The organism is Prochlorococcus marinus XMU1402 (assembly GCF_017696205.1).
Taxonomy (GTDB): Bacteria; Cyanobacteriota; Cyanobacteriia; order PCC-6307; family Cyanobiaceae; genus Prochlorococcus_A; species Prochlorococcus_A marinus_AC.
The window spans coordinates 205,975-226,845 of record NZ_JAAORD010000001.1 but is presented as its reverse complement, the minus strand read 5'-3'; the positions used below and the strand labels follow the sequence as shown (position 1 = coordinate 226,845).

Annotated in this window: 21 protein-coding genes; 12 read left to right on the top strand and 9 right to left on the bottom strand. The window is 33.7% G+C overall.

What is annotated here, in order from left to right; translation table 11 throughout:
* The first annotated feature begins 51 nt into the window (after positions 1–51).
* From isiD to HA141_RS01175, 6 genes are all read left to right on the top strand, one after another.
* Positions 52–273 (top strand): protein IsiD, encoded by a 222-nt coding sequence (gene isiD, locus HA141_RS01200; protein WP_209116356.1) that lies wholly within the window; start codon positions 52–54, stop codon positions 271–273.
* Positions 263–1,519, top strand: coding sequence for a bifunctional phosphopantothenoylcysteine decarboxylase/phosphopantothenate--cysteine ligase CoaBC (coaBC, locus tag HA141_RS01195; RefSeq protein ID WP_209116355.1), 1,257 nt, complete (start codon positions 263–265; stop codon positions 1,517–1,519). The genes isiD and coaBC overlap by 11 nt, the downstream gene beginning before the upstream one ends.
* A gap of 215 nt (positions 1,520–1,734) precedes the next feature.
* A complete protein-coding gene (locus tag HA141_RS01190) occupies positions 1,735–2,529 on the top strand; it encodes a photosystem II manganese-stabilizing polypeptide (RefSeq protein ID WP_209116354.1) in 795 nt (264 codons plus the stop codon).
* Between the two features lie 70 nt (positions 2,530–2,599).
* The gene (gene sat / locus HA141_RS01185) at positions 2,600–3,775 is read left to right on the top strand and encodes a sulfate adenylyltransferase (RefSeq protein WP_209116353.1); all 1,176 of its coding nucleotides are present in this window, start codon (positions 2,600–2,602) and stop codon (positions 3,773–3,775) included.
* A gap of 46 nt (positions 3,776–3,821) precedes the next feature.
* On the top strand, positions 3,822–5,675 hold the full coding sequence (gene ftsH, locus HA141_RS01180; protein ID WP_209116352.1) for an ATP-dependent zinc metalloprotease FtsH: 1,854 nt from the start codon (positions 3,822–3,824) through the stop codon (positions 5,673–5,675).
* Positions 5,676–5,695: 20 nt separating this feature from the next.
* The gene (locus HA141_RS01175; protein ID WP_209116351.1) at positions 5,696–6,322 is read left to right on the top strand and encodes a bifunctional 4-hydroxy-2-oxoglutarate aldolase/2-dehydro-3-deoxy-phosphogluconate aldolase; all 627 of its coding nucleotides are present in this window, start codon (positions 5,696–5,698) and stop codon (positions 6,320–6,322) included.
* Between the two features lie 34 nt (positions 6,323–6,356).
* On the opposite strand, the gene aroC is transcribed toward HA141_RS01175, so the two are convergent.
* Both aroC and psbA read right to left on the bottom strand, forming a co-directional pair.
* Positions 6,357–7,454 carry a chorismate synthase gene (gene aroC, locus HA141_RS01170; RefSeq protein WP_209116350.1) on the bottom strand — a complete coding sequence of 366 codons (1,098 nt, stop codon included), beginning with the start codon at positions 7,452–7,454 and terminating at the stop codon, positions 6,357–6,359.
* Between the two features lie 108 nt (positions 7,455–7,562).
* Positions 7,563–8,645: a photosystem II q(b) protein gene (psbA, locus tag HA141_RS01165; protein ID WP_002805533.1), complete on the bottom strand. Its 1,083-nt coding sequence runs from the start codon at positions 8,643–8,645 to the stop codon at positions 7,563–7,565.
* Between the two features lie 189 nt (positions 8,646–8,834).
* Here psbA and HA141_RS09675 point away from each other — a divergent pair, with 189 nt between their 5' ends.
* Positions 8,835–8,963 carry a hypothetical protein gene (locus tag HA141_RS09675; protein WP_257472429.1) on the top strand — a complete coding sequence of 43 codons (129 nt, stop codon included), beginning with the start codon at positions 8,835–8,837 and terminating at the stop codon, positions 8,961–8,963.
* Positions 8,964–9,079: 116 nt separating this feature from the next.
* On the opposite strand, the gene HA141_RS01160 is transcribed toward HA141_RS09675, so the two are convergent.
* The gene (locus tag HA141_RS01160; protein WP_209116349.1) at positions 9,080–9,985 is read right to left on the bottom strand and encodes an aspartoacylase; all 906 of its coding nucleotides are present in this window, start codon (positions 9,983–9,985) and stop codon (positions 9,080–9,082) included.
* A 23-nt stretch (positions 9,986–10,008) separates the two neighbouring features.
* Between HA141_RS01160 and HA141_RS01155 the strand changes: the two genes are divergently transcribed.
* Both HA141_RS01155 and HA141_RS01150 read left to right on the top strand, forming a co-directional pair.
* On the top strand, positions 10,009–10,962 hold the full coding sequence (locus HA141_RS01155) for a glutathione S-transferase family protein (protein ID WP_209116348.1): 954 nt from the start codon (positions 10,009–10,011) through the stop codon (positions 10,960–10,962).
* Positions 10,963–11,081: 119 nt separating this feature from the next.
* Positions 11,082–11,300: a Calvin cycle protein CP12 gene (locus tag HA141_RS01150; protein ID WP_209116347.1), complete on the top strand. Its 219-nt coding sequence runs from the start codon at positions 11,082–11,084 to the stop codon at positions 11,298–11,300.
* A gap of 65 nt (positions 11,301–11,365) precedes the next feature.
* Here the strand turns inward: HA141_RS01150 and HA141_RS01145 are convergent, their stop codons facing one another.
* From HA141_RS01145 to hemB, 5 genes are all read right to left on the bottom strand, one after another.
* Entirely contained in the window at positions 11,366–11,548 is a 183-nt protein-coding gene (locus HA141_RS01145) for a hypothetical protein (RefSeq protein WP_209116346.1), read from the bottom strand.
* Between the two features lie 86 nt (positions 11,549–11,634).
* Positions 11,635–12,618: a GTPase ObgE gene (gene obgE / locus HA141_RS01140; protein WP_209116345.1), complete on the bottom strand. Its 984-nt coding sequence runs from the start codon at positions 12,616–12,618 to the stop codon at positions 11,635–11,637.
* A 40-nt stretch (positions 12,619–12,658) separates the two neighbouring features.
* The gene (locus HA141_RS01135) at positions 12,659–15,070 is read right to left on the bottom strand and encodes an endonuclease MutS2 (RefSeq protein ID WP_209116344.1); all 2,412 of its coding nucleotides are present in this window, start codon (positions 15,068–15,070) and stop codon (positions 12,659–12,661) included.
* A gap of 11 nt (positions 15,071–15,081) precedes the next feature.
* On the bottom strand, positions 15,082–15,468 hold the full coding sequence (locus HA141_RS01130; protein ID WP_209116343.1) for a VOC family protein: 387 nt from the start codon (positions 15,466–15,468) through the stop codon (positions 15,082–15,084).
* Positions 15,469–15,530: 62 nt separating this feature from the next.
* A complete protein-coding gene (hemB, locus tag HA141_RS01125) occupies positions 15,531–16,532 on the bottom strand; it encodes a porphobilinogen synthase (protein ID WP_209116342.1) in 1,002 nt (333 codons plus the stop codon).
* Between the two features lie 223 nt (positions 16,533–16,755).
* On the opposite strand from hemB, the gene HA141_RS01120 reads away from it, so the two are divergent.
* Genes HA141_RS01120 through HA141_RS01110 form a run of 3 tightly spaced genes read left to right on the top strand, consistent with a single transcriptional unit; the run spans position 16,756 to position 19,697 of the window.
* Complete coding sequence (locus tag HA141_RS01120; RefSeq protein ID WP_209116341.1) at positions 16,756–18,408, top strand: SulP family inorganic anion transporter; 1,653 nt, start codon at positions 16,756–16,758, stop codon at positions 18,406–18,408.
* A gap of 6 nt (positions 18,409–18,414) precedes the next feature.
* Positions 18,415–19,413 carry a sodium-dependent bicarbonate transport family permease gene (locus tag HA141_RS01115; RefSeq protein ID WP_209116340.1) on the top strand — a complete coding sequence of 333 codons (999 nt, stop codon included), beginning with the start codon at positions 18,415–18,417 and terminating at the stop codon, positions 19,411–19,413.
* 2 nt (positions 19,414–19,415) lie between these two features.
* Entirely contained in the window at positions 19,416–19,697 is a 282-nt protein-coding gene (locus HA141_RS01110) for a P-II family nitrogen regulator (protein ID WP_032522864.1), read from the top strand.
* Between the two features lie 21 nt (positions 19,698–19,718).
* On the opposite strand, the gene HA141_RS01105 is transcribed toward HA141_RS01110, so the two are convergent.
* Positions 19,719–20,675: an NAD(P)/FAD-dependent oxidoreductase gene (locus HA141_RS01105; protein ID WP_209116339.1), complete on the bottom strand. Its 957-nt coding sequence runs from the start codon at positions 20,673–20,675 to the stop codon at positions 19,719–19,721.
* Positions 20,676–20,871: the final 196 nt, after the last annotated feature.

Below are 20,871 nucleotides of genomic sequence, written 5' to 3'. Positions count from 1 at the left end.
TTAAATAATTACTTAAGGCTTTATTATTAAAATATATTGTTTTTATTCAATATGAAATTTACTTCTGAAAATAAAATAAGTGAAGAACTAGTAAATTCTTTTGATGAAAAAAAGACCCTTGAGCTTGCAACAAGATTAGAAGAAGATAATTACACTACACCATTTGATGGTTTAAAAGACTGGCACTTACTGCGAGCCCTTGCAATAAATAGACCTGAATTAACATCTGATTATATCCATCTCCTTGATCAGGAACCCTTCGATGAAAACTAAAACAAAGGACTCCAAAATAAAGGTTCTTTTATTAATAACTGGGAGTATTGCAGCTGTAAGAATTCCATTATTAGTTAGCCAATTAGCGAAAGAAAACTATGAAATAAGATGCGTTTTATCAAAAAATGCAGAAAAATTAATAAAGCCGCTTTCTCTCTCTATTTTAAGTAGAAACCCATGCATTTTAGAAAATGATCAATGGTCTGATAGTCAATCAACACCTCTTCACATAGAACTAGGTAATTGGGCTGATATTTTAATCATCGCCCCTTTAACAGCGACAACATTATCAAAATGGGTAACTGGAAATGCTGAGGGATTGATCCCGAGCATCTTAATAGCAAATATAAAGCCAATTATTGTTGCACCAGCAATGAATACACAAATGTGGCTAAATAAAGCTGTCCAAAAAAATTATGAGAATTTACAGAATTACGAAAATGTTTTGTCTTTGCAACCAAGTGAAGGTCTCTTAGCATGTGACGCTATTGGCATCGGTAAGATACCTCCAAATGATCTAATCCAATTAGCTCTTGAATTTTTAGCTTCACACAAACAAAATGAATATCGCAAAGATTTACTTAATAAAGAAATTTTAATAACTGGAGGATGTACCTCAGAAAAAATTGACGCGGCAAGACACATTACAAACAAAAGTTCTGGAGCTATGGGCCTACTTCTTTCTCAAGTAGCGAGGTTCAGAGGAGCACAAGTAAAATATGTTCATGGGCCTCTGAAAATCGATAAGAATCTTACTGATGGAATAAAAAGATATGAAATTGAAAATAGTGTTGATTTAATTAGTGCACTTAATAATGAAATATCAAATTGCGATTATTTTTTCATGAATGCAGCAGTATCTGATTTCAAGATAACCTCTGATACTTCAGCTAAAATTCCAAAAAATCAAATTAATGCTCATTTGAATCAAAACTTTGAGCTAGTCCCAGATATTTTAAAAACAATTAGTAAATCAAAAAAAGATAACCAAGTTTTTGTAGGCTTTTGTGCTTTTACAGGATCTATCGAAGAAGCACGAATGACAATTAAAGAAAAGATTATCCAAAAGGGTTGTGATTATCTATTCGCAAATCCAATTGATCTTGAAGGACAAGGATTTGGCTTTTTGGCACAAAATGAAGGTTGGCTATTCGATACTAATAATATGGAACACTACATTAACAAAACATCAAAAATTGATTTAGCAAATAAATTAATTACCCAAATTATTTCATTAAAAAAATAAAAAAATTTTTTAATTTGTATTTTTTTGTAATCTTAATCATTAAAAATAATGTGATAGCTTAAAATAATTCCAGTTTTTTAAAATCTAAAAAGCTACGGGTTGTTTCGAGGATTTAATAGTCCTATCTTTTATGGTCCTTTCCCTTGTAATATCCGTACTGAACTTATTAGATGACCTTGAATCTATCGTCACAGAACTTTACTGCAACTTTAATTATGAGAATTCGTTCTTTCTTAGCTTTTGTTATTTCAATCTGTATAACTTTTGCTTTCGTACCTGTTAAAACATTTGCTTTTTCTGAAAGAGGAAATGCACAATTCACAGATGTTGTTAACACAGGAAAAGCTAATGATTGCCCTACATTAGACTCATCTCTTGTCGGATCAATATCTCTAGGGAATGGAGATAGCCTTAAAGGAATATGCATGCATCCAACAGAAGTTTATGTAAAAGTGCCAGGGACAAAACGAAAAGCTGCAGAATTTGTTTCTACAAAAATTATTAGTCCTAGAAATAACACCACAGTGACAGAAGTTTATGGAGATATAGATTCAGGAACTTTCAATGAAAAAGGTGGTATTGATTTTCAACTTATAACCGTATTAACTCCTGGTGGCTTAGAGGTGCCATTTGCATTCTCAGCAAAAGATCTTACAGCTGATTTACCTTCATCAATTGAGCCAGGCACCGAGATTAGTGGTTCAACATTTACACCTAACTATAGAACTGGTGACTTTCTAGATCCTAAGGCAAGAGCTAAAAATACTGGTGTTGAATATGCTCAAGGTTTAGTTGCATTAGGAGGCGATGACGAAGAACTTGCAAAAGAAAATATTAAAGTTGATGTAAACGGTACTGGCGTTATTACTCTTTCAATCAACAATGTAGATTCTGACACAGACGAATTTGCTGGTACTTTTGAGGCAATCCAACCTTCAGATACAGATATGGGTTCAAAGGATCCACTTGATGTAAAAATAATTGGGGAGCTTTACGGAAGAAAGGCATAAATCCTACTTAAGAGCAAAAGGGGGTTAAACCCCTTTTTTTTTTCAAAATTTTTCTTTATCAATTTAAAAAATGGAATTGCAACAAAAAACCAAAACAGATACTAATGGACTAATACCGCCTTATGGAGGGGAACTAAAAAATTTAATTATCCAAGATAAAAACCTTAAAAATGATCTTATCTCTAAAGCTACTTATGAGTTTGAATGTAGCGAGAGAAATGCATGCGATGTAGAACTTCTGATGGTTGGAGCTTTTTCTCCATTGGAAGGTTTTATGGATGAAAATAACTACAATTCGGTAATTAAAAATAATAGAAATACAAATGGGTTGCTTTTTGGCTTGCCTATAGTATTTGATTCAAATAATGAAAAAGTAAAAACTGGAGAGACAATATTGCTTACTTATAAAAAACAAAAAATAGCAGTTTTAGAAGTTAGCTCAAAATGGGAGCCTGACAAATCCTTAGAAGCCGAACTTTGTTATGGTACTAATTCTTTAGATCATCCTGCTGTTAAGATGATTTTTAACGAGAGAGGGAGATTTTATATAGGAGGAAGAGTTTATGGTTTCGAACTGCCAATTAGAGAATTCCCCTGCAAAACCCCAGAAGAAGTTAGATCTACACTGCCATCAAATCATGATGTAGTTGCATTTCAATGCAGAAATCCAATTCATAGAGCACATTATGAATTATTTACTAATGCCTTACTTTCAGATAATGTCTCCTCTAAATCAGTTGTTTTAGTTCATCCAACATGTGGACCAACTCAACAAGATGATATCCCTGGAAAAGTTAGATATTTGACCTATAAAGAATTAGAACAGGAAATATCTGATGAAAGAATAAAATGGGCTTTTTTACCTTATTCAATGCATATGGCAGGGCCAAGAGAAGCTATTCAACATATGATAATCAGAAGAAATTATGGCTGCACCCACTTTATTATTGGTAGAGATATGGCTGGTTGTAAGTCTTCATCAACTGGTGAAGATTTTTATGGTCCATATGACGCCCAGAATTTTGCGAATAAGTGTGCAGATGAATTGATGATGCAAACTGTTCCTTCAAAAAATTTAGTTTATACAAAGGAAAAAGGATACATAACAGCTGAAGAAGCCAAAGAATTTAATTATGAAATCATGAAACTTAGTGGTACTGAATTTAGAAGGAAATTAAGGAATGGCGAACCAATTCCTGAATGGTTTGCATTCAAAAGTGTAGTAGATGTTCTAAGACGCTCTTAATATTGTTTTATTATTAGTATTATAGATTTATGAAAGATTTTTTATCGTGAACAAACGTTGGAGAAACGTAGGACTTTATGTCCTAGCTGTTATTACTGTAATTTTCATTGGTACTTCAGTTTTTGATAAACCTAGTACTGAAAGTTCTACAAAAACCTTGAGATATAGTGATTTTATAGAGGCAGTGCAAGATAAAGAAATCAGCAGAGTCCTAATTTCTCCAGATAATGCCACAGCTCAAGTTGTTGAAAATGATGGGAGCAGGTCTGAGGTCAATTTAGCCCCTGACAAAGATTTATTAAAAATACTGACTGAGAATAATGTAGATATAGCTGTAACTCCCACAAAATTAGCCAATCCATGGCAACAGGCTGTAAGTAGCTTAATTTTCCCGGTACTTTTGATAGGAGGCTTATTTTTTCTTTTCAGAAGATCCCAAAGTGGTAATGCTGGGGGTGGCAACCCTGCCATGAGTTTCGGAAAGAGCAAAGCTAGACTGCAAATGGAACCATCTACACAAGTAACCTTTTCAGATGTTGCTGGTGTTGAAGGTGCCAAATTAGAACTAACAGAAGTTGTAGATTTTCTTAAAAGCCCAGATAGATTTACTGCAGTCGGAGCAAAAATCCCAAAAGGAGTTCTTCTTGTTGGCCCTCCTGGTACAGGAAAAACATTGTTAGCAAAAGCAGTAGCTGGAGAAGCAGGTGTACCTTTTTTCTCAATATCCGGTTCAGAATTCGTAGAGATGTTTGTAGGAGTTGGAGCTAGCAGAGTTAGAGATCTTTTTGAACAAGCTAAAAAGAATGCTCCTTGTATTGTATTCATAGACGAAATTGATGCAGTTGGAAGACAAAGAGGTGCTGGCATGGGCGGAGGAAATGATGAAAGAGAGCAAACATTAAATCAACTCTTAACCGAAATGGATGGTTTCCAGGGTAATTCAGGAATAATAATTGTTGCAGCCACCAACAGACCTGATGTATTAGATTCAGCTTTAATGCGTCCAGGAAGATTCGATAGACAGGTCACAGTAGATAGACCAGATTACGCTGGAAGATTGCAGATATTAAATGTTCATGCAAAAGATAAAACTCTTTCAAAAGACGTTGATTTAGATAAAGTAGCTAGAAGAACACCAGGATTTACTGGTGCTGATTTAGCTAATCTTTTAAATGAAGCAGCAATACTAGCAGCAAGAAAAGATTTAGATAAAGTTAGTAATGATGAAGTCGGTGATGCCATTGAGAGAGTTATGGCAGGTCCAGAAAAGAAAGATAGAGTCATCAGTGACAAGAAAAAAGAATTAGTTGCTTATCACGAAGCTGGTCATGCACTCGTTGGAGCATTAATGCCTGATTACGATCCCGTAGCAAAAGTTTCAATAATTCCTAGAGGTCAGGCTGGAGGTTTAACCTTCTTTACTCCAAGTGAGGAAAGAATGGAATCTGGTCTTTACTCTCGTTCTTACCTTCAAAATCAAATGGCTGTAGCTCTTGGTGGAAGAGTTGCCGAAGAAATAGTCTATGGAGAAGAAGAAGTTACAACTGGAGCTTCGAATGACTTACAGCAAGTAGCCAATGTAGCAAGACAAATGATCACTAAATTCGGTATGAGTGACAAAATAGGTCCAGTCGCTTTAGGTCAATCTCAAGGTGGAATGTTTCTTGGAAGAGATATGAGCTCTACAAGAGACTTCTCTGAAGATACTGCTGCGACTATAGATGTTGAGGTTTCAGAGCTTGTTGATGTGGCATACAAAAGAGCTAAAAAAGTTTTGACAGATAATAGAATTGTCCTCGACGAAATGGCTCAAATGCTCATTGAAAGAGAAACAATAGATACTGAAGATATTGAAAACTTGCTTAACCGCTCAGAAGTCAAAGTTGCAAACTATATTTAGTTTAAAAATTTAAATACTTAATGGACATTAAGGAAGATTCTTTTTCTAATTTACTGTTAAAAGAATCTTTTTTTTTACTGATAAAACCTGAAGATAAGATTTACTTAAATACATCTATAAAGAATTTATTTTTTGAAGATTTAGAAAGCTTAGTAAAATTAGGATTAAAGAATATTGAAATAAGTTGGTCAAATAACGAAAATTGGTTGGATTTTGTATCCGAAATTAAACTCAAATATCCCAAAATTAATTTAGGCTCTGCCTCCATAGTTAATAAGCAATCAATAGAAGATTCATTAAAAATTGGATTAAATTTTTCGATGATGAAATTTTGGGATAAAGATCTTTTCAATTATGCAAAGACAAAAAATTATTTATTAATTCCCGGAATTAAAAATTTAAAAGATTTTGAGGAAGCGATAAATTTAAATTGCACAATAATCAAAATTTATCCAATAAAAAGTAAAGATAGTTCGATAGATATACTTAACTTTAAAAACATTAATTTCATTGCTGCTGGAGGTCTATCAATCAATGATGTAAAAACTTATAAATCTATAGGATATAAAGCAATCGTGATTGGAGATAAAGCAATTATAAATAAAAGATTTGATCCAAAAATATTTGAATGGCTCAAAAATAATTAAATTAAATACAAATATAATTTATTTAACAAAACTACTAATTATTCATTAAGCCACATTGCGCTTGATTCAAAAGTAAATGATCTGCAAGTACTAAAGCCACCATAGCATCAACCATAGGGACTGCTCTTGGTAGAACGCATGGATCATGTCTCCCTTTTGCTTTTATCAATACTTCTTTCCCTTCAGCATTTACTGTTTTCTGTTCTTTCCCGATAGTTGCTGTAGGTTTAAAAGCTATCTTCATCTCAATATTTTCGCCATTACTTATTCCTCCCTGTATACCGCCTGAATTATTAGATATTGTTCTTAACTTCCTAATATCATCAGATTTAATGAAGGCATCATTATGTTCGCTTCCTTTTAAATAAGTTCCAGAGAAACCTGAACCTATTTCAAAGCCTTTTGTGGCAGGCAAAGACATCAAAGCTTTTGCTAAATCAGCTTCTAATTTATCAAAAACAGGCATCCCAAGACCTGACGGAACATTTCTTACAAGGCATTCAATAACACCGCCACAAGAGTCTCCTTGACGCTTCAATTCTTGAATTCTCTCTATCATTTCTGTTGATACCTTTTCATCAGGACATCTAACAATATTTGAATCAATTTTTTTAAGAGAAATCTTCTCTTTATTTATATCAGAATCGATATCATGTATACGTTTTACCCAAGATAGTATTTCAGTGTTACAGAAGCTTTTTAATAATTGTTTTGCTACGGCACCAGCAGCTACTCTCCCGATTGTTTCTCTTGCAGAGGCTCTTCCACCGCCAGAACTTGCCTGAATTCCATATTTCAGATGATATGTACCATCTGCATGAGAAGGTCTAAATACCTGCTCCAAATTATTATAATCTCTTGGTCTTTGATCCTTGTTTCTTACCAACATCGCTATTGGAGTTCCAAGTGTTAACCCTTCCTTTATCCCACTTAATATTTCAATTTTATCTTCTTCATTTCTGGGTGTTGTAATGTCACTTTGGCCAGGTCTGCGCCTATCTAATTCATTTTGTATCAGATTTATATCTATTTTTAACTTAGGTGGACATCCATCAAGGATAACTCCTACTGCACCACCATGTGATTCTCCAAAAGTACTAACACGAAAAATTTTTCCAAAACTACTACTCATAGAAATATCAAATGTTTTATCTATATATAAACATTATATGAAACCAATTGAAAATTAAACAAAAAAAAGCCCCCAAAATGGGGGCTTGTAAGTTTAAGAACTTTAAGCTTAACCGATAGCTGGAGCTGAAAGAGCTACTGTTGTAGACTCAGCTGCTGCTAGATCAAGTGGGAAGTTGTGAGCGTTACGCTCGTGCATTACTTCCATACCTAGGTTAGCTCTGTTAAGAACGTCACCCCATGTAGGAACAATCTTACCGTTTGCATCAACAACTGACTGGTTGAAGTTGAAACCGTTAAGGTTGAATGCCATTGTGCATATACCCATTGAAGTTAACCATACACAAACAACTGGGAATACAGCTAGGAAGAAGTGAAGACTTCTGCTGTTGTTGAAACTTGCATATTGGAAGATCAAACGACCGAAGTAGCCGTGAGCTGCAACGATGTTATATGTTTCTTCTTCTTGTCCGAACTTGTAACCATAGTTCTGAGACTCTGTCTCAGTTGTTTCTCTGATTAGAGATGAAGTAACAAGTGAACCGTGCATAGCTGAGAATAAAGATCCTCCGAACATACCTGCAACACCAGCCATATGGAATGGGTGCATAAGAATGTTGTGCTCTGCTTGGAAAACAAACATGAAGTTGAATGTTCCAGAGATACCTAGAGGCATTCCGTCAGAGAATGAACCTTGACCGAATGGGTATACAAGGAATACTGCGAAAGCTGCTGAAACTGGTGCAGAGTATGCAACACAGATCCAAGGACGCATACCTAAACGGTATGAAAGCTCCCACTGTCTTCCCATGTATGCTGAGATACCAATTAGGAAGTGGAAAATTACAAGCTGGTAAGGACCACCGTTGTATAACCACTCATCTACAGTAGCTGCTTCCCAAATTGGGTAGAAGTGTAGACCAATAGCGTTAGATGAAGGAACAACTGCACCTGAAATGATGTTGTTTCCGTATAGGAATGAACCAGCAACTGGTTCTCTGATTCCGTCGATGTCTACTGGTGGTGCTGCGATGAATGCAACGATGAAGCAAGCCGCTGCTGTAAGAAGGCATGGAATCATTAAGACGCCGAACCAACCAACATAAATTCTGTTGTTAGTTGATGTTACCCACTCACAAAACTGTGGCCAACCTTTTAACAGCGAAGAACGCTGCTGCTGAATAGTTGTCATGAGTTCGTAAAGTATGTCTCTAAAGTGAGACGTGTAAATAAAAACGGAAAGTAAATTCCGCTTCGATGATTTTAGACCAAAATCGCTAAAAATGTGTAAATATATTTTCTTTAAGTAAACTTTTTTTTTGGAAAACAGGAGAAAAGAACTTCCATGTCTTAAGATTTTCTTTGTTATTGAGGATTCAACTTGGTAATAATCGAATGGCTTCTTGATGGAAAAAGATCTAGAGAGGTAGTTTCCTTAACAGAGGCTAAGCATAGAAGACTGCAATTAGAGGCTTTTGGAGCTGTTATTTATTGGAGTGAAAGAATTTAGGTTTTTAAGGTTTAAAAATTAGAAAAAAAATAAAAGTGTTAAATATTAAATAAACTTATCTATAAAATAAAAAATCCTTATTAGTTTTCAGTGATTTATTGTTCCGGTTTCTTAATTTAAAGACTTTCAAAATCTTGAACCCATTGTTTTTTGGAACAAATCACTTCTTTTTTTGTGTAGCTCATGGCAATCTTTTTTTCCTTATAAGCCACTTCTCCAATAAAAACAGGCCAAATCAGTTGATCTCCGTCATATTTGTGAATTATTCCTTGTTTATCCAGAAATAATGGATCTCCTTTTTTAATCATTTTCCAATCTTGGTTTATTCTCTCAGGATGAATTAGGCCATTAATATCTCCTTTTTCATCTCTTGGATAATCTATACTCCCTTGATGAACATGAACAACTAATTCCTTTGGAAGTTCTAAAAGATTGTTTTTTAATTTATCTATCTCTTCTCTTAAGGAGCTAATTATAAGAGAAAATCTATCTATGATTTTTGGATCGTAAAAATTTTGCGCGACAGCTCCTATTTCAATAACTAAACCACATGGCCAAGCTTCTACAAGAAAGCCTTTTTGGGCTTTATCTTTTTCATGCAAATAAATAGGCAATCCAAATTTGTTCTGCAGTAATGCAGCTAAACAAAAATCTTTGGATCTCCTCCCATATATAACAATGCTTGTTCCCATATTTGCAGTAGTAGTGTGCAAATCGATTGCAATTTGACAGGGTTTAGATCCGTCAATTCCAAATTCATCTACTAAAAAATTGGCTCTATTAGTTTCATAAAAGCTATTCTTGTTTTGATCAAAATTCTCACTTTCTTTAAAAGATCTATTTAAATCTACATCTATATATCTGCAACCTTTTTCATATGCAGCAGGATTACCTATGATGTACTCATACTCAATACCATTATTTAAACTATTTTCCTTTCTATTAAATTGTTTAACAGCCCACACAGGATTAATTTCATTCCCATGAGTACCTGAAACGATAAGTATTCTTTGAACAGTCATTTTTTCTTAAAAAATAAAATTTTATGCAAAATAAATACCTTATAAAGGCCTCCAGAAAATTCTGGTTTTGGTTTTGGACCCGATTAATGAATGGCTTCGCGCCATCAGATTTACATGGTAATTATAAAAGGCCTAAAGGTATAACCATTAATAGTGAATACGATATTAATAATGAGAATGGACAAATTTATTTATTAGTAGGTCATTCTTGTCCATGGTGTCAAAGAACTTTACTCGTATACGAAATAAAAGATTTATCTAAAAAAGTTAAAGTAATTTTTTTAAAGGCAGATGTTGAGCATGGCGAATGGATTTTCAATACAAAGATTAAGGGATGTAAGAGACTTTCAGACCTTTACAAAAAAGCTAATAAAAAGACTATTTTTAGAGCGACATTACCTCTTTTAATAAGCTTTGTAAAAGATGAAGTAAATATTCTGTCTAATGAAAGTTCACAGATTATAAGACTACTCAATTCAATAAAAAGTGAATCGAAATATCACGCATTAAGTATTAAAGATGGTGATCAAAAATTTTTAGATTTAATTAATAACAGCATTAATGATGGCGTATATAAATGTGGTTTCGCCAGAAACCAGTCAGCTTACGATAAAGCAAGTAAAAATCTTTTCGCAGCTATAAATGAAATTGAAAATTTACTACAGAAAAATAAAGGGGACTGGATATTTGGAGAAGAGTTAACCTACGCAGATATTTACCTTTTTCCAACGCTTATAAGATGGGAATTGATATATAGCAAACTTTTCAAATGTACTGAACAAGAACTATCAAGTTTTGAAAAGATTATTGAATGGAGATTAAAATTCTTTAAATTATCTAACGTAAAAAGGACATGCTTCGACAATGAATGGAAAAAAGATTACTACAAAGCTTTATTCCCTCTAAACCCAAATCAACTAATCCCAGTTTTACCATCGCTGGAGGAAATAATGAGACTAGAGTCCGAAAAAATATAAAAATCAATTTCTAAAAAAAAAATGATGTTGTAATTAACACTTATTTAGTTCATAGATAATGCAATTTCATTAGAAATTAACTATGTTATGTATGTCTACTAAAGTATGAAAAGCTTAAAATGAAATCCATTGACGAACACATCCAAAAAGATCAATCGGAAATCGAATCTGCAAAAGCAGAGGGCAACCTTCCAAAGGTCAGACATTTAACTGAAGAGCTAAAAGATCTTGAAGAATATAAGGATCATCATCCAGATGACAAACATGACCCTAATGCTTTGGAACTATTTTGCGATGCCAACCCGGATGAACCAGAATGTCTTGTTTACGATGATTAGTTTGCTTTCTATAGATAATCCATAAAAAAAGGGCTTTTAAAGCCCTTTTTTGTTTTTAAATTCTTTTAGTAATCTCTATTAAAGTCTGATGGACTTCCTGTCAGCGAACATATAACTGACTCTTCATTTTTCATTTCCTTAACTTCTACTATTGGTCTTCCCATTTTCTTCAAAACCTCAATATCTTGAATGGTTTGACATCTAGCTATTATTTTTCCTTGTTGATCAAAGCAACTATAGAAATTCATGTTGTGTTTAAAGAAGTATCTTATTTATGGCTAATTTTGATTATTAAATCAAGTATATTTTTTAACAAAAAAATCTTTAATTTAAGTTAAATCCTTTTCCATACTTCAGAAAGCAGTGAAGATAAACCTTTTTTTAAAGATGAAGAAATAACTAAAACTTTCTTTTTAGATAAATCTTCTAACTTTTTTGTAATTATTTTCAAATAATCATCATCTATCAGCTCCATTTTATTCAATACTATTATCCTTTCTTTATCAAGAAGACCTTTCCCATATTTTTTTAATTCCTGCTCAATTATCTCAAAATCATGTAAAGGATTTTCTGCAATTGAATCAATTAATTGTACGAGTATTTTCGTTCTTTGGATATGCCTTAAAAAATCATGTCCTAAACCTACTCCATCAGCTGCACCTGATATTAATCCAGGAATATCCGCAAAAAGACAACCATTTCCATCAATTTTTCTTACTACACCTAAGTTAGGTATTAAAGTTGTGAAAGGGTAATTTGCAATTTTTGGACGGGCAGATGATAAAACTGAAATCAAAGTACTTTTACCAGCATTTGGGAGACCTATAATACCAACTTCTGCAAGAAGTTTTAATTCTAATTGAACCTCCCATATCTCACCATCTTTACCTTCAGTGCATGATTCTGGGGCTCTATTTTGATTACTTAAATAGTAAGCATTACCATGTCCACCTCTTCCTCCTATAGCAATAGTTAAACTCTGTTTGTCTTTAGTTAAGTCTCCCAGAATAATGCCAGTTTTAACATCCCTTATTTCTGTACCACAGGGAACTTTAAGGATTGTATCTTCACCTGAAGCACCTGATCTCTTATTAGGACCTCCTTTGCATCCATCTTCAGCAATTATTTCATGTTTGAATTTGAAATCTAATAATGTTTGAAGATTATTATCAGCCATCAAAATTATTGAACCTCCTCTGCCACCATTTCCCCCCGACGGTCCCCCAGCAGGAACGAATTTTTCTCTTCTAAATGAAACTATTCCATTTCCACCTTTTCCAGCTTTAAGAATAATGTTTGCTTGATCAATAAATTGCACTTAATAAACTTATTAGATTGTTTTCTAGCTATTTTAAATTTTATTTTATCCACGCAATACTGCAACCAGGTCCACCTTCGTTGTTAGCAGCATCTTCAATCTTATCAACATAATTCAAACCTGATAACCAATTTCTTAATCCTTTTTTTAATTTGCCTGTTCCAATTCCATGAACAATCCATAATGGTCCATGAAATTTTCTAATTTTCTCTTCAATAATTATTTCGGCTTCGTGAACTCTTAGCCCTCTTACGTCAATTGTATTTTTACTCGTTCTTATTTTAGAAAAAGAAAAATCTTCTCTTGAGGACTTGATCTCAATTTTTGACCTTTTGAAATTCGGCTTTTCTCCGTTAATACCTTCAAAGTCATTTACAGATAATGTACTTCTAAATGAACCACATTTAACTTCATAAAAACCAGCTTTTTTATCTAAATCTACAATTTGTCCCTTACTATTTAGACTTTTAATCTTTACAAAATCGCCTACTTTAGGATTCCATGATGTTGACTTTTCAAATTTTTTTTGGGTTAAATGTTCCGTCTCAATTTCCTTTAATCTTTTTCCAATAATTCTAGTGTCCTCTCCATTAACATTTTTATCTCTTAATTTTTTAATCAAATCTATTACCTCTTTTTTTGCGGATACAATATGTTTTGATAATTTATACCTTTCAATTTCCTGAATTTTTTCAGCATTTATTTTTTGATATTCATAATTTCTCTTAAGTTCTTCATGTAATATTTCAGTCCTTGCAATTAATTCTGCAGCCGCTTCTGCAGAATTTTGTTGTTTAATCCTCTCTTCCTCAAGTCCTTTAATAATACCGTTAATATTATCAACTTCTTTTGGCTTTAGATAATTTGCAGCTTCATTGAGTATGCTTTCATCGAGACCAATTCTTTTTGAGATTGATAAAGCATTACTTCTCCCAGGAATGCCCCAGTTGAGTATATATTTTGGCATAAAAGATTCCTCATCAAAGGCAACTGATACGTTTTCGAATCTGGAATCATCATATTTTAATGCCTTAATATCTCCATAATGTGTAGTCGCTAAAGTGATATCAGATTTGTTTGCAAATTCTTTTAATAAAGCCATCGCCAGAGCACTACCTTCAAGAGGATCTGTACCAGATCCAATCTCATCTAACAAAACAACTGATAGTCCTTTCCTATTATCAAGCGAATCTAAAATCTCTTTTATACGGGATATATGCCCACTGAAGGTAGATAAATTTTCCTCTAATGATTGATTATCTCCTATATCGACAAATATGTTTGGACAAAAAGGGATTATAGGATTATTGGTTGAGGGTATCAATAATCCTGTTCTAGCCATAAGCAATGACAAACCCAATCCTTTTAAGGCTGCCGTTTTACCTCCAGTATTTGGACCAGTAATAGCTACAACCTTAATATTTCTATTTATATGAAAATCTATAGCAACGGGGGGAGGAGCTCCTTTTTTCTTGTGTTCCCAGATCAATAAAGGATGAGAAAAACCAATTAAGGAGATAATTGGATTTTTCTCAAAAGTAGGAATTTTGCCTCCAATCCATTTTGAATATCTTGCACGAGTTACAGCATTTTCTAATCTCAATAAAATAGATACCATTACAATAAGACTTTCTGAATTATCACTTACAACTTGAGACCATTTCTTAAGTAATTTAAATTCTTCCGCTGTGATCCTGGCCTCTAAAGAAGCAATCTTATTACCTTTAGTTACTACACTATCAGGTTCAAAATATACTGTATTTCCTGAAGATGAAGAGTCATGAATTATGCCTTTAAATTTATCTACATAATTAACTTTTACAGCTAAAACTGGTCTACCATATCGATCTCCAACAGTGGTATCTTGCAAATAAGCTAAATTTTTTTGAATAAATTTCTCAACTAATATTTTTCTTTCAAGTTTCTTAGATAATAATTCTTTTCTTAGAATAGATAGTTCATTACTAGCATTGTCTGAAATCCTTCCATTAGATTCAATACCTTTTTTAAAAATCGTCTCGATATTCTGATGGTCAATTAAATTTTTTGTAAATGATGAAATATAGGGCCTCTGTTCAAAATCTAACAAGATTTTTTTTAAATTTCTTGCTGTAGTAATTGTTTTCGCTATTTCTAATAAATCAGAAGATAAAATTACACCTCCCTTAGAACAAATTTCAATATTTCTACTAATATCAAAAACACCAGAAAAACTAATTGATTTGTCTAAGTTATTTTCTAGCTCAGTTATTTCAACCGTTTCATTCAGAAGTCTTTTAGATACCTCGTATTCTGAGGGAATTTCGAAACTTGCAATTGATCTTTTTCCCATTTCTGTAGAAGCAAATGAGGCTAAATGAGTTTTTAATGAATCCCACTCTAAAAGGCTTATAGATTCATCTTCTAAGGTTGTTTCTGAATATAATTTTTTAGAATAGCTTTTTTCTTGCATACAAAAAAGAATCAAACATTCGATTGAATCCCTTCGGGAGGAACATAAAGCATCTCGAGCCAATTTCCTTCAGTATCCTTCATATAAAAAGATGCAGTTCCATCTCGATGTTCATGCAAAGGACCAACTTTTAAGCCAGAATTTTTTAAATCATTTTGGATATTTACTACTTCTGTTTTATCTTCAAAATGAAAAGCAAAGTGAGGTCCTGCCGCTTTATAACTTGGACCCAATAATGCAAGTCCATCTTTCCCTTTACCGGCTTCCAAATAAGACCAATCTTTATCATCCCAAACCAAATTCATACCTAATTTAATATAAAAAGATTTCGCCCTTTCGAGATTCTCAACTCTAAGCGCGATGTGACCAATCCTATTTACTCCTTGTGAAAACTTCAAAACAAAGCCGTGAATTTATTATTAATTTAAGAATAAACCAAATTTTTGTTAATAATGAGTTTTTAAGTATCATGCAACCATTGAGATGCATCACAAGCATGATAAGTGAGTATTAATTTTGCTCCTGCTCTTTTGAAACTAAGCAACGTTTCTAAAACAATATCTTTTTCATTAATCCAGTTCTTCATAGCGGCAGACTTTACCATTGAGTACTCCCCACTAACGTTGTATGCAGCAATTGGTTTATTTGAAAAAGTGCTTAATCTATAAACAATATCCAAGTATGAAATCCCTGGTTTTACCATCAAAATATCAGCTCCTTCATACTGATCCAATGCAGATTCAATTAATGCCTCTTTTGAATTGGCAGGGTCCATTTGATATGTAGACTTATTATCTGGAATAATTTTCTTACTATTTTCTCTTGGAGCTGAATCTAAAGCAGTTCTAAATGGACCATAATAAGCAGATGAATATTTTGCTGTATAACTAATAATCCCTACATCACTAAATCCTTGACTATCAAGAACAGTTCTAATTGCTCCAACTCGCCCATCCATCATGTCACTAGGGCCAATAAAATCTGCTCCAGCACAAGCTTGCGTTAAAGCTTGTTTCTTTAAAATTTCGATTGTTTCATCGTTCAATATTTTTCCAGTTTCATCAACTAATCCATCATGACCATCACACGAGTATGGGTCCAAGGCTACATCTGTCATTATTGCCATTTGTGGAATCTCTTTTTTTAGTATTCGAATAGCTTTAGGTATTAAACCTTTTTCATTAAAACACTCTGCACCATCTTCAGTCTTTAAGTTATCATTGATTTTTGGGAAAAGAACCACACACCTTATTCCCAATTCCCATGCCCTAGTAACTTCCTTGATTAAGCCATTTATATCCCATCTAAAAGTTCCCGGCATTGCCGAAATTTCCTCTTTAAAATCTTTTTCGTGAATAAATAATGGATATATAAAATCCGAAGCCCTTAAATGGTTTTCTCTTACCATTTCTCTAATTGCCTCAGTTCTTCTTAATCTTCTTGGACGAATAATAGAATTCATTTGAATATTATTTAAGTTAAAAATATCTATCTAATAGATTAATCGTTCACATTGCACTTAAATCAATCAGAGACTTCTTTTGTTCAGGAAAATTAACTTAATTAATTTGTCATAGAGAATGAAAAAGTTACAAAAATATTTTGCTCAAACTTAATTTTTTACCAATTTACGTCATAAAGAGATAATATCTTTTAATTAATGTATTTATTTAAGGAGAGTATCTTTGAAAATAATTAATGGATTTCATTTGAAAAATGTAAGAGGCGATATTCTTGGAGGAATCACAGCCGCAGTTGTAGCTTTACCTCTGGCTCTTGCTTTTGGTAATGCTGCATTAGGCCCTGGGGGAGCAATTTATGGACTATATGGGGCAGTAGTAGTTGGTTTTTTAGCAGCATTATTTGGCGGAACACCTGCTCAAGTTAGTGGGCCTACCGGTCCCATGAGTGTAACTGTTGCTGGTGTAGTGGCTGGTTTAGCAGCAGTCGGAGTTCCAAGAGATCTTTCTGCAGGACAAATTTTACCTCTAGTGATGGCAGCAGTAGTAATTGGGGGCTTGCTGCAAATATTATTCGGGATTTTAAAACTAGGTAAGTACATTACTTTAGTTCCATATTCTGTTGTTTCAGGATTTATGTCTGGTATTGGAGTAATAATCATTGCTCTTCAGATTGGTCCATTATTAGGAATTAGCACTCGTGGTGGAGTAGTCGAATCTTTATCTACTGTATTTTCAAATTTCCAGCCCAACGGTGCTGCTATTGGAGTAGCAATAATGACTCTAGGTATTGTATTTCTAACTCCTAGAAAAATAAGTCAGTGGGTTCCTTCTCCTCTCTTAGCACTATTGATAGTAACTCCAATATCAATATTAATTTTTGGAGATGGAGCCATTGATAGAATTGGAGAAATTCCTAGGGGGGTTCCATCTTTAAATTTCCCAAGTTTTAATCAATATTTTCCAATTATTTTTAAGGCAGGATTAGTCCTAGCAGTACTTGGAGCAATTGACTCCCTACTAACATCTCTAGTAGCAGACAATATATCTCAAACAAAACATAATTCTGATAGAGAACTTATTGGTCAAGGAATAGGAAATGCTGTTGCAGGTTTGTTTTCAGGCTTACCTGGAGCCGGAGCGACAATGAGAACAGTCATTAATGTTAAATCTGGAGGATCCACTCCAATTTCTGGTATGGTTCATTCAGTTGTCTTGTTGATAGTTTTAGTTGGCGCAGGTCCTTTAGCTGAGCAAATACCAACTGCGTTGCTAGCGGGAATTCTTATAAAAGTTGGTCTGGATATTATTGATTGGGGTTTCTTGAGGAGAGCTCACAAATTATCTTTAAAAACTTCAGTTGTAATGTACGGAGTACTTCTAATGACTGTTTTTTGGGATTTAATTTGGGCAGTTTTAGTAGGTGTATTCATAGCAAATATGCTCACTATTGATTCAATAACAGAAACTCAATTAGAAGGTATGGACGAAGATAATCCTTTATCAAAAAATGATCAAGCTAAAAACGCATTACCTGCTGATGAAAAAGCACTACTAGATAGATGTTCCGGAGAAGTAATGTTATTCAGACTTAAAGGACCACTTAGTTTTGGGGCAGCTAAAGGTATATCTGAGAGAATGATGCTAGTAAGAAATTACAAAGTTTTGATATTAGATATCACTGATGTACCAAGACTTGGAGTAACTGCGACTCTCGCAATTGAGGATATGATGCAAGAAGCAAAAAATAATTCCAGAAAAGCATTTGTTGCTGGGGCAAATGAAAAAGTAAAGGATAGATTAGCTAAGTTTGGAGTTGAGGGCATCATTGAGACAAGAAAAGAAGCTTTAGAAACTGCTCTAAATGAAATAGCCTAATAATTTATGGAAATAAATCCAATTCTGCAAAATGTATTAGCCCCACCGGTTCTTTTCTTTTTAATTGGAGCAATATCAGTAATCTTTAAATCTGATTTAGAAATACCAGCTCCACTACCTAAACTCTTCTCCTTATATCTTCTCCTAGCTATTGGTTTTAAAGGAGGTATAGAGATACAGAAAAGTGGGTTTACTGATCAAGTATTGCCGACTTTAAGTGCTGCAATACTGATGTCACTATTAATACCACTGATTGGATTCTTAATTTTAAGATTTAAGTTTGATGTCTTTAATTCAGCCGCAATAGCAGCAGCATACGGCTCAATAAGTGCTGTTACATTTATTTCTGCAGAAAGTTTTTTAGAAAGTCAAAAAATAGCTTTTGATGGGTTTATGGTTGGCGCCTTAGCTTTAATGGAATCTCCTGCAATCATTGTGGGATTATTACTTGTGAAATTTGCAGCTCCAAAAAACAGACCAAAATCAAGAAAAATGCATCTAAGCGCAATATTACATGAATCCCTTTTGAATGGATCAGTTTATTTATTGCTTTCGAGCTTAATTGTGGGATTTCTGACTGCCTCCAGTAATCCCTCAGGAATTGTAAAAATGGAACCTTTTACTGGACAATTATTCTATGGTGCAGAATGCTTCTTCTTATTAGATATGGGAATAGTAGCTGCTCAAAGATTGCCGAGACTGAAGAATGCGGGTTCGTTCTTGATTGGCTTTGCTATTTTTATGCCATTATTTAATGCTTTTATTGGTGTTTTTGTTGCAAGATTTTTATCTTTAGGACCTGGCAACGCACTTTTATTTGTGGTTTTATGTGCAAGCGCCTCTTATTTGGCAGTTCCTGCAGCGATGAGGATGACAGTTCCAGAAGCTAAATCTAGTTATTATATTTCAACTACGCTAGGTCTAACTTTCCCATTCAATATAGTTCTCGGCATTCCCATATATATGAGTTTAGTAAATACCATTATCCCACTTACCCCTCTATAAAAATGAAAAGATTAGACTTGATATTTAGTGAAAGAGAACTCGATGCAATCATTAAAACATTAGAAAAAGCTAATGTTCCTGGATATACAGTGATGAAACACGCCACAGGCAGAGGGCCTGAAAGAGTTGTTACTGAAGATATGGAATTTACTGGATATGGATCAAATGCTCATGTAATTGTTTTTTGTGAGCAAGAATTAATAGATAAAATGAGAGATAACATCAGGGACGATTTAAGTTACTACGGAGGAGTCGCTTATATTTCTGAGGCAACGCCCCTTTAAGGTAAATAAAATATATTTATTTTAAGAATGAATCCAATCTACTCTTATATTTTTTCTACTATTTAGATATCTATCAATTGACATCGCGGCAATACACCCATCAGAAGCAGCAACGACGGCTTGTTTAAATGGTGTATTTCTTATATCTCCAATTGCCCATACTCCATCAGAGTTTGTAGACATAAAGTCATCTACAATAACTCCACCGTCTTCTTTTAAAGCAATTTGATCCCCTAAAAAATCAGTAATCGGCTTTGAACCACTCATATAAACAAAGACTCCATCTAAATTTAAGTTGATAGGATTTTCTTCTTGCTTATTTTTTACAACAATCCCATTAACACCCATATCATTACCCAATATTTCCAATAATCTTGTTCTACTCCAATGTTTAATATTTGAATTATCCATCAATTGCATAGCTTCTTCATTATCTGATTTTGGATCGCTTGATGTAATCCAATGCACAGTAGATGCAAATTTAGTTAGAACAGTTGCCTCTTCAATTGCCTCTTTATTCACTCCAACAACGGCAACTTCTCTATTTTTGTAAAAAGCACCATCACATGTAGCACAATAACTCACTCCTTTGCCAAGAAAATCCGCTTCTCCCTTAAATGATGCAGGCCTACCCATAGCTCCACTTGCAAGTACAAGTGCTTTAGCTTTGAACGTGCCTTCGGGTGTATAAACCATTTTCCATTCTCCACTAGTGTCTATTCCAAAAACTTGGGCTCTTCTATAGTCTGTGCCGTATTGCACAGCCTGTTCTCTCATTAGAGTAAGTAATTTATCCCCGCTTATATCAACCGGAACACCTGGATAATTAGCTATTTGATGAGTTATTGCTAAGGCGCCAACAGATGGATTTTTATCTAAAATTACCGTTTTTAAGTTTGAACGAGATGTATAAAGTGCGCAAGTACATCCAGCCGGGCCTCCTCCGATAATAACTACATCTGACTCAATGATTTCCAATTTAATAAAACTCCTTTTTAGTAGTTAATTAGATGAGCTTTTGGTTAGAAGATATCTTTAATGTGAATACCTAACCTTGTATATAGATATAAGTTAAAAGAAAAAAGAGAAAAAAGCATAATATAGAAACAAACTTACATAGGAAAAATATAAAAAATTAATTATCAAAATGATCAGTTACGTGAAATGTTCTGTA

Bases quoted from the DNA above. Each gene is read 5' to 3' on its own strand.
- isiD (WP_209116356.1), top strand. From the start codon at position 52: ATGAAATTTACTTCTGAAAATAAAATAAGTGAAGAACTAGTAAATTCT.
- coaBC (WP_209116355.1), top strand. From the start codon at position 263: ATGAAAACTAAAACAAAGGACTCCAAAATAAAGGTTCTTTTATTAATA.
- HA141_RS01190 (WP_209116354.1), top strand. From the start codon at position 1,735: ATGAGAATTCGTTCTTTCTTAGCTTTTGTTATTTCAATCTGTATAACT.
- sat (WP_209116353.1), top strand. From the start codon at position 2,600: ATGGAATTGCAACAAAAAACCAAAACAGATACTAATGGACTAATACCG.
- HA141_RS01175 (WP_209116351.1), top strand. From the start codon at position 5,696: ATGGACATTAAGGAAGATTCTTTTTCTAATTTACTGTTAAAAGAATCT.
- aroC (WP_209116350.1), bottom strand. From the start codon at position 7,454: ATGAGTAGTAGTTTTGGAAAAATTTTTCGTGTTAGTACTTTTGGAGAA.
- psbA (WP_002805533.1), bottom strand. From the start codon at position 8,645: ATGACAACTATTCAGCAGCAGCGTTCTTCGCTGTTAAAAGGTTGGCCA.
- HA141_RS01160 (WP_209116349.1), bottom strand. From the start codon at position 9,985: ATGACTGTTCAAAGAATACTTATCGTTTCAGGTACTCATGGGAATGAA.
- HA141_RS01155 (WP_209116348.1), top strand. From the start codon at position 10,009: ATGCAAAATAAATACCTTATAAAGGCCTCCAGAAAATTCTGGTTTTGG.
- HA141_RS01150 (WP_209116347.1), top strand. From the start codon at position 11,082: ATGAAATCCATTGACGAACACATCCAAAAAGATCAATCGGAAATCGAA.
- HA141_RS01145 (WP_209116346.1), bottom strand. From the start codon at position 11,548: ATGAATTTCTATAGTTGCTTTGATCAACAAGGAAAAATAATAGCTAGA.
- HA141_RS01135 (WP_209116344.1), bottom strand. From the start codon at position 15,070: ATGCAAGAAAAAAGCTATTCTAAAAAATTATATTCAGAAACAACCTTA.
- hemB (WP_209116342.1), bottom strand. From the start codon at position 16,532: ATGAATTCTATTATTCGTCCAAGAAGATTAAGAAGAACTGAGGCAATT.
- HA141_RS01115 (WP_209116340.1), top strand. From the start codon at position 18,415: ATGGAAATAAATCCAATTCTGCAAAATGTATTAGCCCCACCGGTTCTT.
- HA141_RS01110 (WP_032522864.1), top strand. From the start codon at position 19,416: ATGAAAAGATTAGACTTGATATTTAGTGAAAGAGAACTCGATGCAATC.